This is a genomic window from Erythrobacter sp. S259 (genome assembly GCF_057364965.1).
Window position 1 is genome coordinate 530,102 of sequence record NZ_CP200286.1, and the last position, 12,798, is coordinate 542,899.

The 12,798-nt window shown below is 56.2% G+C and carries 14 protein-coding genes; 6 read left to right on the top strand and 8 right to left on the bottom strand.

The window, feature by feature from the left end; all coding sequences use genetic code 11:
* Positions 1 to 4: 4 nt before the first annotated feature.
* The 8 genes from AC0V60_RS02375 to AC0V60_RS02410 form a co-directional block, all read right to left on the bottom strand.
* Positions 5 to 1,216, bottom strand: a complete 1,212-nt coding sequence (locus tag AC0V60_RS02375) for an alginate export family protein (RefSeq protein WP_486176954.1) — start codon at positions 1,214 to 1,216, stop codon at positions 5 to 7.
* Between the two features lie 160 nt (positions 1,217 to 1,376).
* Positions 1,377 to 2,594 carry a nitrate ABC transporter ATP-binding protein gene (locus tag AC0V60_RS02380; RefSeq protein ID WP_486176955.1) on the bottom strand — a complete coding sequence of 406 codons (1,218 nt, stop codon included), beginning with the start codon at positions 2,592 to 2,594 and terminating at the stop codon, positions 1,377 to 1,379.
* The gene (locus AC0V60_RS02385; protein ID WP_486176956.1) at positions 2,512 to 3,063 is read right to left on the bottom strand and encodes an ABC transporter ATP-binding protein; all 552 of its coding nucleotides are present in this window, start codon (positions 3,061 to 3,063) and stop codon (positions 2,512 to 2,514) included. The genes AC0V60_RS02380 and AC0V60_RS02385 overlap by 83 nt, the downstream gene beginning before the upstream one ends.
* 11 nt (positions 3,064 to 3,074) lie before the next feature.
* On the bottom strand, positions 3,075 to 4,139 hold the full coding sequence (locus AC0V60_RS02390) for an ABC transporter permease (RefSeq protein WP_486176957.1): 1,065 nt from the start codon (positions 4,137 to 4,139) through the stop codon (positions 3,075 to 3,077).
* A 22-nt stretch (positions 4,140 to 4,161) separates the two neighbouring features.
* Positions 4,162 to 5,592 carry a CmpA/NrtA family ABC transporter substrate-binding protein gene (locus tag AC0V60_RS02395; RefSeq protein ID WP_486176958.1) on the bottom strand — a complete coding sequence of 477 codons (1,431 nt, stop codon included), beginning with the start codon at positions 5,590 to 5,592 and terminating at the stop codon, positions 4,162 to 4,164.
* A 208-nt stretch (positions 5,593 to 5,800) separates the two neighbouring features.
* Entirely contained in the window at positions 5,801 to 7,009 is a 1,209-nt protein-coding gene (locus tag AC0V60_RS02400; protein WP_486176959.1) for an ABC transporter substrate-binding protein, read from the bottom strand.
* The gene (locus AC0V60_RS02405; protein WP_486176960.1) at positions 7,006 to 7,587 is read right to left on the bottom strand and encodes an ANTAR domain-containing response regulator; all 582 of its coding nucleotides are present in this window, start codon (positions 7,585 to 7,587) and stop codon (positions 7,006 to 7,008) included. The genes AC0V60_RS02400 and AC0V60_RS02405 overlap by 4 nt, the downstream gene beginning before the upstream one ends.
* A gap of 170 nt (positions 7,588 to 7,757) precedes the next feature.
* A complete protein-coding gene (locus tag AC0V60_RS02410; RefSeq protein WP_486176961.1) occupies positions 7,758 to 8,357 on the bottom strand; it encodes a DUF6118 family protein in 600 nt (199 codons plus the stop codon).
* Positions 8,358 to 8,426: 69 nt separating this feature from the next.
* Here AC0V60_RS02410 and AC0V60_RS02415 point away from each other — a divergent pair, with 69 nt between their 5' ends.
* From AC0V60_RS02415 to AC0V60_RS02440, 6 genes are all read left to right on the top strand, one after another.
* Positions 8,427 to 8,609: an imm11 family protein gene (locus tag AC0V60_RS02415; RefSeq protein WP_486179414.1), complete on the top strand. Its 183-nt coding sequence runs from the start codon at positions 8,427 to 8,429 to the stop codon at positions 8,607 to 8,609.
* Positions 8,610 to 9,306: 697 nt separating this feature from the next.
* Positions 9,307 to 10,521 (top strand): class I SAM-dependent methyltransferase, encoded by a 1,215-nt coding sequence (locus tag AC0V60_RS02420; RefSeq protein WP_486176962.1) that lies wholly within the window; start codon positions 9,307 to 9,309, stop codon positions 10,519 to 10,521.
* On the top strand, positions 10,518 to 10,877 hold the full coding sequence (locus AC0V60_RS02425) for a hypothetical protein (protein ID WP_486176963.1): 360 nt from the start codon (positions 10,518 to 10,520) through the stop codon (positions 10,875 to 10,877). Before AC0V60_RS02420 ends, AC0V60_RS02425 begins: the two co-directional genes overlap by 4 nt.
* 55 nt (positions 10,878 to 10,932) lie before the next feature.
* A complete protein-coding gene (locus AC0V60_RS02430) occupies positions 10,933 to 11,166 on the top strand; it encodes a hypothetical protein (RefSeq protein WP_486176964.1) in 234 nt (77 codons plus the stop codon).
* Positions 11,087 to 12,094, top strand: a complete 1,008-nt coding sequence (locus AC0V60_RS02435; protein WP_486176965.1) for a nitrilase-related carbon-nitrogen hydrolase — start codon at positions 11,087 to 11,089, stop codon at positions 12,092 to 12,094. The genes AC0V60_RS02430 and AC0V60_RS02435 overlap by 80 nt, the downstream gene beginning before the upstream one ends.
* Entirely contained in the window at positions 12,088 to 12,789 is a 702-nt protein-coding gene (locus tag AC0V60_RS02440; RefSeq protein ID WP_486176966.1) for a chromophore lyase CpcT/CpeT, read from the top strand. Before AC0V60_RS02435 ends, AC0V60_RS02440 begins: the two co-directional genes overlap by 7 nt.
* The last annotated feature ends 9 nt before the right edge of the window (positions 12,790 to 12,798 follow it).

Below are 12,798 nucleotides of genomic sequence, written 5' to 3' on the forward strand. Positions count from 1 at the left end.
AGGATCAAAAACTGATGCCGGCCTGCAGCGTGAAGCGGTCGGTATCGACGGCGAAGCTATCGGCGTTGTAGCTGCCATATTTGGCAAGGATGCCGAACGGCCCGGCTTTGAAACTCACGACCGCATCAAATTCCGTACCGTAGTCGATACCGCCAAAATCGCTGTCGAACTCGTGATAGGTCACGGCCGCTGTGAAAGTGGTGAGCCCTGGGATGGTGAACTTCTTGGCCAGGCGCACATTGCTATCGCGCAGGCCCGTGGCAGGCGTCACAAGAAACAGGTCCGCAAAGCCGTTAAACTTGTGCGCGGTGGCCAGCGGGGTTTGGAACGCGGCGATCCCATTATCACTGCCAAGCTCTTCATATTGCAGGCGCAGGGTAAAGCCTGCGAATTGTGCGCTCGCTTCGCCGACGAGGTATCCCGCATCATAAGCGATAGGATTTCCGCCGATGTCCGACTGTGTTGCTGCTCCTGCGCGAAGACCGATTTTGAGCGGGCCAGCCGGAATACTCGTGGAGACCACGCCGCCAAAGGTCTGGCTGGAGAACGCCAGCCGCGTGTCGTAATCAATGGTGTAGGAATATGCGGTTGCCTTCGCCACGCCGAGGTCAAGATTTCCGTTCAGGAAAACGAAGTCGCCGTCAAAATTGCTGTTCGGGCTTTCGCTGCCAAAGATCGTGTTTTGTTGAATGGCATAGGTTGCATCGAGCGAAACCGGGCCGAATTTCGCGGTCCCGCGCACGGCATCGAACGTCTGCTCATTCTGACGCCAGCCGACATTACCGACAAAGCGCGCATCCCCAAGGATGATCCGCTGGCGACCGGCGGTGACGCCGAAATTGTCGCCCTTATAGGCCACTTGCAGCCTGTTTAGGTCGAAACTGTCCGGGTCCGCGATGACTGGAAATGGCTCAATCCCATTACCCGGGATCGTATCGTTGTAATTGTCATCGAGCGCGACTGTCCCCTCCGCTTCGGCGAGGAAAGAGAACCCTCCACTGGCAATCTGAGCGCCTGCCCGTGCGCGAACGGTGACTGAACTTGCGTTGTCTGGAAAAGTTGGTTGATCGGCCGTTTCAATCCGAAACCGCACATCGAGGATCGGATCAAGCGTCACGCCCTCACCAATCTCGATGGGATCTCCAGCATTAGCCAAGGCTGGAGCGGCGAACATTGTTGACGTGAGCAGTGCAGCGATTCCTAGAGTCTTACGCATGAATACCTTCCTTTAGTGGTTCGGACGCGAGCGTCCCTTGCTTAAGAGTTGGAAGGCGAGCGCCTCTGCCCGCGAAGCACGACCCGGTTAGGAGCCGCAAATTTAGACAGGACTGTATGGAACAGCGCCATTGCTATCCCGCCCTGCAAATGGGTTGTGATCAGGCCACTTTTGCAGCCGGACCGTGATCATATTCAGCGAGGAAATGCAGCACTTCCTGCCGGTATTGATAGAATTTGGGATGCTCGAGCAGTGCCTTGCGATCACGTGGCCGAGGCAAATCTACGTCGAGTATCTTTCCAATTGTGGCGCGCGGGCCATTGGTCATCATCACGACCTTGTCGGCGAGCAAAATCGCCTCATCGACATCATGCGTAACCATGATTGCCGTCACCTTGGTCCTGTTCCAGACATCCACCAGCACATCCTGCAAGTCCCAGCGCGTGAGACTGTCTAGCATGCCAAACGGCTCATCAAGCAAGAGCAGGCGCGGCGACAAAGCAAATGCGCGGGCAATGCCGACCCGTTGACGCATGCCGTTCGACATTTCCGCCGCCATTTTGTCCATTGCGTCGCCCAAACCTACCCGTTCGAGGTAATATTCGACGATATCGCGTCGTTCCGACTTTTCAGTATGCGGGTAGACGCGCTCGACGCCAAGCTCGACATTCTGACGTGCGGTCAGCCATGGCATCAGGCTGGGCGCCTGAAACACCACGGCCTTGTCCGGCCCGGCGGCGCTAATCTCACGGTTGTCCAGCACAATGCCGCCGCCAGTAATTTCATTCAGGCCTGCCGCCATCGTGAGCACGGTCGATTTACCGCAACCCGAATGGCCAATCAGCGAGATGAATTCGCCTCTATCCATCAACAGGTTGAAGTTCTCGACCACTTTGAGCGGCCCCTTCGGTGTCGGATAGACCTTGTCGAGCTTGTAAAACTCCAGATAGCGTTTTTCGACGGGACTGAATGCCGCCTCGCGGTACGCTTGCGGTGGCGGCGCGAGATCCAGTGGAGTTACATTTGGCAAGTCAATGCTGGTCTCGCCGGCCGCGCCTGCATCTGAGTTCAACGCGCTTAGATAGCCGACAATTTCCTTGCGCAGCGATTGATATTGCAGGTCATCATTGACCGCTTCACGCTCGCGTGGCCGCGCCACATCAACATCGAACATCTTGCCGATCTTTGCCGCTGGAGCAGGCGTTAGGACTGCGATGCGATCTGCTAGCAGCAGCGCCTCGTCCACGTCATTAGTGACCAGAACAATCGTCCGCCCTTCTTCCTTGCGGATACGCTCAATTTCGTCCTGAAGCTTCGCGCGGGTCAGCGCATCGAGCGCAGAGAGCGGCTCGTCCAGCAAGAGAATTTCCGGTTCCATAGCGAGCGCTCTGCGCTACCGCCACACGTTGACGCATGCCGCCGGAAAGCTGGGCAGGTTTGCGATCCATCGCGTGATCAAGCCCGACCAGCTCGACTTTCTGCTTAATCAGAGCCTCACGATCCGCCTTGCTGCGATCCTTATGCACCGCTTCTACAGCCAGGGCGACGTTCTGTTTGACTGACAGCCAAGGGAACAGAGAATAGGACTGAAACACCAGCCCGCGTTCTCGGTCAGGGCCATTGATCGGTTTGCCGCGCAGCGTGATTGATCCACCATCAGGCTCAATCAGACCCGCGACGCTGGAAATCAACGTGGTTTTGCCGGCGCCCGAGAAGCCCAGAATGGCGATGAACTCCCCTTCACGGACATCCAGGTCGATGCCGGCAAGGACATCAGTCGTTTCACCGTTCTTACCCTTGTAAGACTTGGTCACCCCGGTGAGAGAAAGAAATGCAGTATCGCTCATCACAATTCCTCTCAGACTGTACGGTTCTTGGAAACGAGTGATTGCAGGCTCATCATTGTCCGGTCGAGCATGAAGCCAATGAGGCCAATTACGACCACTGCGAACATGATCCGCGCAAGGCTTTGCGAGCTTCCGTTTTGGAATTCATCCCAGACGAATTTCCCAAGACCGGGATTCTGCGCCAGCATTTCGGCGGCGATCAGAACCATCCAGCCAACACCCAGCGACAACCGCATTCCGGTGAAGATGTAGGGTAGGGACGCTGGCAAAACGAGCCGCGTGAGCTTTGCAAACCAGCCAAGCCGCAGCACTTTACCTACATTGAGTAAGTCTTTGTCGATCGAGCTCGTGCCAACGGCTGTGTTGATGAGTGTTGGCCAGAGCGAACACAGCATCACCACGAGCGCCGAGATAACAAAGGCTTTGGGTAAAAGCGGGTCTGCGCTCGTGATCATCGCTGAGATCACCATTGTCACAATCGGCAGCCACGCGAGCGGGCTCACCGGCTTCATGATCTGAATGAGCGGGTTGATCGCCGCGTTAAAACGCGTCGAAAGCCCGGCCAACAGACCAATCGGTACTGCAAAGACCGTCGCCAGGACAAAGCCCAAGGCAACCGTTTGCAGCGAAGTCACAATCTGATCGAGGAAGGTGGGCGGACCTGCATATTCAAAGTCGCGCACTGCGCCTGAATTTCCGGCAGCAATAGCGGCTTCATTGCGCGCATCCTGATCGGAATAGAACTGAGCCTCTGCATCTTTGGCAGCTGAGTACTCATCATAAAGTGCAATGCCTTGCTCACCCACCTCCACTGGACCTGGCAATGTACCAAGCGAGGTGTCTACTTGCGGTGCCAACACAGCCCACAGTGCCAGAAACCCGAAGATCCCGATTGTTGGCCAGAGCAGGGATTTGACAAAATCAGCGACCTTCGCCGCAATTGGATTGGGGCTTGCCGCAGCCTCTGCGTTTTTCTCAGCGGCATCTGACGCTGCGCTAGATGTCGTTGAGCTGTCGGCTGGCGGGGTTACTTCTGATCCCGCTGCCGCCTCTCCGTCTACATATGCAGTTGCCATTTGGCTTCTCCAATCGCTCTGATTATTTGCTCGACACGCCAGAGGCGGTGACGGTTTGGCCTTGCTTCAGACCGATCGAAAATTTGGCAAGGTAGTCATTCGGCTTTTTGCCATCATAGGTGATGCCATCGATGAAACCTTCTTGTTCACCCTTGAAGCCATCTGTTTCCGGCACGCTTGCAGCGGGGATCACGCCATCGTCGACCAGCTTGTTGGCAGCGGCGAGATAGAGGTCTGGGCGATAGACTGACTCAGCGGTTTCGAAATACCAGTCGTCGCTCTTGTCCTGAGAGATCTGCCCCCAGCGACGCATTTGAGTGAGGTACCAAATGGCGTCCGAGTAATAGGGGTAACCCGCGAACTTTTCGAAGAAGATGTTGAACCCTTCGGCCTCACGTGTGTCGCCCGGCTCGAATGTAAACACACCTGTCATTGATGCAGCGATCACTTCCGCATCAGCGCCAACATAATTTGGGCGAGACAGGATCTCGACGGCCTCTTTGCGATTGGCACCGCCATCGGCATCAAGCCATTGCTGCGCCTTGATAATCGCGCGCAGCATTGCTGCTGTCGTTGCCGGATATTGCTCGGCAAAATCCTCGCGCAGGCCAAAGACTTTCTCGGGGTTGTCATTCCAGATCTGATCATCAGTGATAACCGGCACACCGATCTTCTTAAATACGGCCGCTTGGTTCCATGGCTCGCCGACGCAATACCCTTCGATTGTGCCAGCTTCGAGCGTTGCCGGCATTTGCGGCGGCGGGGTAACGGACAGTTTGACGTCCGCATCAATCACACCTTGCACATCGCCATCGGCATAATATCCTGGCTTCAATCCGCCCGCAGCCAACCAATAGCGAAGCTCGTAATTGTGTGTGCTGACCGGGAAGACCATTCCCATGTTGAACGGCTTGCCCTGCTCCTCAAAAGCAGCGACCACTGGCTTAAGGTGTTCAGCAGAGATCGGGTGCTGCGGCTTGCCATCTGCGCGCTTGGGCAGATCAGCCTTAATCATGTCCCACACCCTGTTCGACAGCGTGATGGCGTTGCCATTGAGATCGAGGCTAAGCGGTGCGATCAAATCCGCCTTTGTGCCATAGCCGATGGTTGCCGCCAGCGGTTGACCGGCCAGCATGTGCGCGCCGTCAAGTTGTCCGCCAATCACTCCATCAAGCAGAACTTTCCAGTTTGCCTGCGGTTCAAGCGTAACATTGAGTCCTTCTTCAGCAAAAAACCCTTTTTCTTTGGCAATGGCGAGAGGGGCCATGTCGGTGAGTTTGATGAATCCAAATTTCAGATTGGGTTTTTCAATCTCTCCATCGAGTGCGGCGGCGGTTACATTCTCTCCTGTCCCCTCGCTTGGCGAACCACCACAGCCCGCCAAAGCGACGCTGGCCAAAACAGCTGCTAAAACCCCACGTCGGTTAAACTTGAACCCCGCCATCACCGCCATTGCTCGTTCCCTTTAATGATGCGGACAACGCAAAAAAGCCGCCACGAACAGACTGGAAAGCCTGAATTCGGGCGGCACCGTTGCCACGCATGTTGAAATAAGAATTACGAGGTTTTCTGTAAGCTTCACATCATTGGAAGCTCGCCTCGACCACGAATCAAGTACTGCACATTGCCATCAAAGGTAAAGCGTTTTTTGCAGTGCAGCATCACTTTTGCCCAGCAATATACGCTTCAATCTTATCTGGATCAAAACTTTCTCCGTCAAAAAAGCTATTATTTGTCAGTGTAATAGACCCTTGCTGTGCGGTCGTCGCAAGGGGTGAGGTTACGCTTCCTTCAACCTTGGAACTGGCCCCGGGCAAAGAGTCTCCGGTTCCCTTTTGCGCTTCGCGATAAACATTTGGCCTGAAAACCCGGGCAGCCGCCGCAGCGTCTTCGGCGCTGTATTTCAGCCCGTCCCATCGGACCATTTGCGTGTAAAGCCATTCTGCCTGGCTAACCCAGGGAAAGTTCGCTGCCTCGCGGTGCTGGAACATAAAATCAGGATACTGAGTGGGCTCCCCGCCTTGTCGCAGAACCAATCGATCAGAAATGGCCCTCAGGACCAAATCGGACGGCGAATCACAATATTCAGGGCGTGAGAGAATAGCGGCGTTTGTTTGCCAGTTGGCCGGGTCGACAAAATGCGCGCCTGCCTGCCGCATGGCCCGGATCAGAGCTTTCACCTCTTCGCGTTTTTCATCGAGATGATCGGCGCGCATCGCGAGCACTTTTTCAACGCCGCGGCGCCAGATTTGCGCCGTCGCCAAGACGATCTGGCCCGCGCCGCGATCGACTGCAATGCTGTTCCAAGGCTCGCCCACGCAGGATCCGTCGATCTCACCAGCTTCTAGCGCATCTGCACTGAACGGCGGCGCCACGGTCACAATCTCCACCTCTTCATCAGGGGCAATGTCGCAAGCAGCCAGCCAGTATCGCAGCATGTAATTATGGCTCGAATAGCGATGTACGACGCCGAAGCGCAGCTTTTTACCCGCCGCTTTGGCTTTGATCGCTTCGGTCTTGAGCTTCGCGCCAACTTCCTTCGGGTCGCCAAGTGAACCACCGCTTCCAATCGCCTCTGCAAGCCCGTTCGAGAGCGTAATAGCATTGCCGTTTAGGCCAAGCACGAATGGCGCTGCGAGCTGCTGAGCTGGCCGGCCGCGCCCCAGCGTCGTTGCGATCGCCAATGGCGCCAGCATATGGGCGGCATCGGTATGCCCATACAGCAATCGATCCAGCACAGTCGCCCACGACATGTCGCGCACGAACGTGAGCTCGAGCCCTTGCTCCTGCGCAAACCCATGTTCATGGGCCAGAATTGGGAGGCACGCATCGACCAGCGGCAGGAAACCAATGGAAAGGCGCTGTGTCATGGGGTGTCCTTCATCATTTCATGCGCCGTGACGAGCGCGTCCGCAATCTCGACAATTCGCCGGTTGGAAGACATGGCTTTACGCCTCAGTTCGCGGTAGGCATCAGGCTCGCTCACCCCTTTGCTATCCATCAAAATACGCTTCGCTTTGTCCACGGTTTCGCGTTCTGCCAACTTGCCTTTTGCTTCCGCTAGATCCGCTTCGAGCCTCGCAAAAGCATTAAAGCGCCGCATGGTCAGATCGAGGAGCGGGCGGATGCGGTTGGCAGCGAGACCATCAACCACATAGGCAGAGACGCCTGCATCAATTGATGCAGCGATGGAAACGTCGTCGCTCTCATCAACAAACATGGCGATCGGTCGGTCCAGAGCCCGGCTAACCGCGAAGTATTCCTCGAGCATATCGCGTGAAGGGTTGCCTAGATCCATAAGTACAACGTCCGGCGCAATCTGCGCGATCCGGGAGAGCAAACCTTCGCGAGAGGTGACGGTAAAAATCTCGCACTGGTCGAGCGTCGCCAAACCTTCCTCAATTATGGTGGCGCGCGCAGCGCTTTCGTCGACAATAGCGATCCGCATTGACCTATTGTGCAACGCAGCAAGGGTATTGTGCAAGTGCTAATTGCAGGCTCGTAACGCACTCTTTGGGAATGGTGACGGCACGCTTATTCGCCATTTCAGCTAATGTCTGCAATTGGGTCGTTATCAGAATGGCAAGAAAGATGTCTGCAAAGCGTAAAGCGGACGCATTAAGGCGAAATTTCTATTGAGCAACTGACCGATCGTTCCTTCTTGCGCGCCTTCTCCTTGCAACGATCCAGCACCCCTCGGTTCGCGTTCAGTGTGCTGTGCGTCACCATCAACTCCTCCCATGCTTCGGGATTTTGTGTTCGGATAAGCCGCATTCCCGCCTCAACAATGGTCGGCTCTCCAACAGCCTTGCGGGCCATCCATTCTGGCCAATGCCAGCTTCCAGGCATAGCGCGCGCATTGGTGCCGGGCAGGATCGACCAAAGCAGCATACCGGCAAGGACGCCCAGGCCTCCAAAGCGCCAGGCTTGCCGCTTCTGCTCGGCCTCGGTGCGGACACGCCCGACAATCGCAGCGAGCCGACCGGTTGCATTGTCGAGGTCTTTGCGTCCCTGCCGGAAAAGGTGGCTGCTGTCGCGCAGCATGTCGAGTGAGGCACGCTTGATCTGAACGGCAATGGCTTCGGGCGTCAGCTCGAAAGCAGGCTTGTTGCCGATTGTGCTCAAAGTCTTTGAGACCTGCGCCAGCTGATCGGCCATTTGGCCGAGCGTTGGCTTTGGAACGTGTGTAATCGTATCGATAGTATCGACAAAGAGCATACCACATACATTCAGAAACGCGGAGGGCTGTGATACCACCCAGATAGGGTTAGCGACGCAGATCTTCCGCTGGGTTACGACCGAAGCGTAACGCCGAAAATCGTCTTCAGTAACGAGCGCGTTGGGAGTGCGCATTTTTGGCGTGACCCAAATTTGCTGCGCCAATACCTTTTTTGCTCTGCTGTCGCCGGCAACGCCCTACTCTTTGAAGCATCTACAGGTCTCGGGCTGCCCGAGATGGAGAGCGTGTAATGGCGTTCAACGGCTCCACCAACAATTTAGAACGCCCACAAGGCCTTCGCATTCTTCACTTGAGTATCGTCAGCGCCATCAGGTTCGGTTCCCTATCAGGGAATTTTCGGGTCATTATTGTCCCTAATCGGTCCCACATTCGTGCCCACGTTTTGACGTGGTTTCGGACAAATCAGGGCGACCGAGTGCGAACTTTTTATCCGATAAATAATCCATTTTACAGTATACTTAGGGACGCTCTGAAATCGCCTGAGACGAAAGTTAAAGTCCCTCGTCCGCTACCAGATTTCCAGTATTGGGAGGGCTTGCGGGTGTTCGCATGGGACCGGAGTTTTCTTTGACAATCAATGGCTACCACGACTGAAGTGCTGCCGCGCCGGTTCGTTTCTGTCCGAAAGTGTCTGCGTGTGTTCGCCTGAAGCCGGGGTCCATGTCGGTGAACTTTGTCGGTACTTGAGGGCGGAAAGCGGAGTTACTCACAAATGCGACGGTCTTCTCGCAGCGAAGGCAAATGGTGGTTTTCGGTCTCCAAACGCATAATCCACTCGGCTGACATTGCATATTGAAGTTGAGTGGGCCGGGTTTATGCAACGGGTATGTCGGCGTCTTTGTTTTTTGCGCTGGATGACCAAGGTTAGCGATTGACATACAACCCCCTCAAGGGCAAATTTGTCCGGACAACTTTTGAGGTAGACGAATGGCTTCCGATCTCCCCCCGCCGTACACCGCGTTGACGCGCCATCCTATGATGCCGCGCACCAACCATGATGAGGCGGCCCGGTTCAACTTCCTGACCCATTTCAATCGGTATCTTTCCGGCGAGGTCGGAGCTGGCAATAAGCTTGCTTATGAGAAAGAGGTACTGCCTGCCTTCCGCGCCGAGCACGGCCGCGATCCCGAGCATCGCTATGAAATCCGCGGTGGCATGATTGAGAACGACTGGCACCGCATGTGGTCGGCATTGAAGCGCAATTCTATGGAGATGCGCCAGCATAATGGGCGCCAAGCGGTGCTTCGCCAACTTGATGAGCTTGATGCAATGGTGGCTCAGTTTAACGAGCACTCCGGACTGCTCGAACTCGATCCATCGGTGGGGCAGCCGCACTATCAAACGGCGGTAGACATCCACTGTCAGCCGGGCGGCTACCACACCGAAGAACGGCCCGGTGATGTGACGGTTGGCGCGAACTACGACATTGGCCTTTTCGCAACGACCGGCGGCGCGCTCGGCGGGCTTAACGATGGCGGCGGGCAGGCTGTGGTCGAATGGGCGAAGAAAGAGCGGCCCGATTGGCAGCCCAAACGCATTCTCGATATCGGCTGCACCGTAGGTCACAACGCTTTGCCGATTGCGCAAGCTTATCCTGATGCTGAGGTGATCGCGATTGATACCGCAGGCGCTTCGCTTCGTTATGGTGCAGCGCGCGCGGCGGCGATGGGGGTCACAAATATCAAGTTCGTGCAGGCTTCGGGCGAGGACCTCTCGCGCTGGGCTGATGGCGAGTTTGACTGGGTGCAGACCACCATGTTCCTGCACGAGCTGTCATCCAAAGCGATGCCCAAACTGCTGGCGGAGGCCAACCGCGTTCTCGCCCCAGGCGGGCTCGTCCTGCATATTGAGCAGCCGCAATACTCGGATGAAATGCCTTTGTTTGAACAGTTTATGCGCGATTGGGATGCGTTCAATAACAACGAGCCATTTTGGTCGGCGATGCATGGTCAGGACTTAAAACAAGTTATGGCCGATGCGGGCTTTGCCCGTGAAAACCAGTTTGTCGCAGGGGTGAGAGCCGTGGTTGACCCCGAAATTTTCCCGCCGTCCCCTGATGAAGGTGAAGAAGATTTTGGCCGCGCGGCGATCTGGAACGCTTACGGCGCCTGGAAGCCGATGGCTCAGGAGGCCGCTGCATGAGTGACCCTATCGACTGGGTCTCGCTCTCCGGCAAACGGGCCAAGGGCAAGCGGCCCGAATATTTTGAGGATCCAGCGCTTGATCGCCTATATTCGACCGTTTTTGCCCTCGCCGCAGAAGTTTCTGCCTTGCGCGAGCGGCAGGACACGGTGGAGCGCCTGCTCGACCAGAACGGCGTTGTAAGGCGCGAGGACATCGAGAATTACGAGCCTGATCGCGAAGCGGGCGAGCAACGCGGGCTTCAAACCCGCGCCTATGTTTCGCGGATCATGCGCGGGTTTCAGCAGCATGTCGAAGCGATGGAAGCACAAGACCCGCCCATCATGGACGTGGTGGAGAGACTATCGCGCGAATAGGCTGAGTGACTGAATGCGGGGGCAGGGAGGCTCTTGCAGTTTGAGGGGAGGGGACATGGCCGCTAGCAACACCGACGGATTGAACCGCCGCGCTCTGCTGGGAGCAGGCGCAGGCGTCGCGGCGGCGACGGCCATTGATTGGGCCGCTTTCGCCTCGCCCGCTGTAGCAGCGACTGGCAAACCGGGTGATCCGGTGCAAATGCGCTCAGATGGCAGCTACGCCGCTGCGCCGCTCAAAAAAGATCTCGATCTCGGTCGCCGTCGCGCAAACCCGCGTGGTGCCGGTTGAGCTTGGCAATATTGCTCAGACCCGCCGCGCCAATGTTCAACATATGTGCGACGTTATCGACATCGCGAACGGCTTCTCAGGCTCGAAGGACCTAATCGCGTTCCACGAGTTTCCGATCACCGGCTATCGCCACGTCTGGGACCTCAATGACGCGCGCAAGATCGCAATCGAGCTGCCCGGTGAAGAGAGCGAGATGCTCAGCGCAAAGGCGCGCGAATATGGCTGCTACATTAGCTTTGGTTCCTACGTGCGCGACCCTGATTGGCCAACGCGGCTTTTGTCGATCACCACAATCCTAAATGACAAGGGCGAGATCATCGCCAAGGACTGGAAAGCTCGTAATCTCAAAGGGTTCTTTCCTGGCGGGCGCGAGCTCTTTACCACCACAATCTATGACGTGCTCGACGAATATGTTGAGCGCTATGGCTGGGATGCGGTGATACCAGTGATCCAAACCCCGCTTGGCAATTTCTACACCAGTTCGTCGCAATTGGAGCCCGAACTGTTTCGGGCAGCGGCGATGAAGGGTGCAGAGATCATGCTTCGCACCGCGACCGGCAATTACAACGAAACCGATATCCGCGCGGTCTCGATGTACAACCGTGTCTATTCAACCATCGCGAACAATTCGGCCTCGCCTGAAAACAAATATTACCTCGCCGATTCCAACCCTGGATACGCCGGAATGGTGGGGCCTGATGGCGAGTTTATTGAGCGTTCTGAGACCGATGATGAAACGCTGATCTATGGCCGCATTCCGATTGGAAGTTTCCGCGCGCGCCACCGCCAGCCGATTGTGCATAGCGAACTCGTGATGCCGATTTTTGAGCAATATCGCAGTCCTTATGGGCCCAATTTGCTTGAAGATTATCAGCCAACCGACACGCGAGATGCGGGCCGGTATTTGCGGGCGAAAACGCGGTGGTAGGGCGCTGGATTGCTCTTTTCGCGGCAGCCGCGCTCCCGCAGGCTGCTCTGGCTGAGCCTGTAGAGGCCGTGCCGGACCGGGCAGCTAAGGTGGAGGTTCGCGACCTTATTGCCAAGATCATGGGCAATTACGCCACTCCGCTCGAGAATACACAGACCACAATTATTGATCGCCGATTTGGCGGTTTTGAGATGGAAGATCAGCCCGGCATCTGGTTCTACAGCCAGTTGAACACAGGCGCCGATCAAAAGCTCTATCGTCAACGCCTGCATCAGATGCTCGTTTCCGAAGATCGCAGTGCGATCACACAGGTAAGCTTCGTGTTTAAAGAGCCTGAGCGCTTTGTCGATGTCTGGAGAAATCCAGAAATCGTGCACAAGATCACGATGGAAGACCTTGAGCCAGCTCTGCCTGACGGTTGCGCTCAAAATTGGTATCAGGACGGCGAGGACATTTGGCGCGGTAAGGTCGATCCTGAGACCTGCATGATTGTCTCCCAGCGCCGCAAAGCCAATATCCGCATTGGTGCAGACGGCTACTATGGTCAAGGCATCTACGCGGCGTCAGAGCGCGGATTTGATGAAGAGATGAACCCGATCTGGGGCTCGAAACCGGGCGAATACATCATCCATGAGCGCTGCAAGTCCGAATACTGCGCAGATGAAGCCGAAGCTCTCGCCGCGCGACCAAAATAGCTTAAAGGT

Excerpts from the sequence above, each read along its gene's own strand:
- AC0V60_RS02430 (WP_486176964.1), top strand. The coding sequence starts at position 10,933 with ATGGCCGCTAGCAACACCGACGGATTGAACCGCCGCGCTCTGCTGGGA.
- AC0V60_RS02385 (WP_486176956.1), bottom strand. The coding sequence starts at position 3,063 with ATGAGCGATACTGCATTTCTTTCTCTCACCGGGGTGACCAAGTCTTAC.
- AC0V60_RS02375 (WP_486176954.1), bottom strand. The coding sequence starts at position 1,216 with ATGCGTAAGACTCTAGGAATCGCTGCACTGCTCACGTCAACAATGTTC.
- AC0V60_RS02435 (WP_486176965.1), top strand. The coding sequence starts at position 11,087 with ATGGCAGCTACGCCGCTGCGCCGCTCAAAAAAGATCTCGATCTCGGTC.
- AC0V60_RS02380 (WP_486176955.1), bottom strand. The coding sequence starts at position 2,594 with ATGGAACCGGAAATTCTCTTGCTGGACGAGCCGCTCTCTGCGCTCGAT.
- AC0V60_RS02410 (WP_486176961.1), bottom strand. The coding sequence starts at position 8,357 with ATGCTCTTTGTCGATACTATCGATACGATTACACACGTTCCAAAGCCA.
- AC0V60_RS02395 (WP_486176958.1), bottom strand. The coding sequence starts at position 5,592 with ATGGCGGTGATGGCGGGGTTCAAGTTTAACCGACGTGGGGTTTTAGCA.
- AC0V60_RS02405 (WP_486176960.1), bottom strand. The coding sequence starts at position 7,587 with ATGCGGATCGCTATTGTCGACGAAAGCGCTGCGCGCGCCACCATAATT.
- AC0V60_RS02420 (WP_486176962.1), top strand. The coding sequence starts at position 9,307 with ATGGCTTCCGATCTCCCCCCGCCGTACACCGCGTTGACGCGCCATCCT.
- AC0V60_RS02400 (WP_486176959.1), bottom strand. The coding sequence starts at position 7,009 with ATGACACAGCGCCTTTCCATTGGTTTCCTGCCGCTGGTCGATGCGTGC.
- AC0V60_RS02425 (WP_486176963.1), top strand. The coding sequence starts at position 10,518 with ATGAGTGACCCTATCGACTGGGTCTCGCTCTCCGGCAAACGGGCCAAG.
- AC0V60_RS02390 (WP_486176957.1), bottom strand. The coding sequence starts at position 4,139 with ATGGCAACTGCATATGTAGACGGAGAGGCGGCAGCGGGATCAGAAGTA.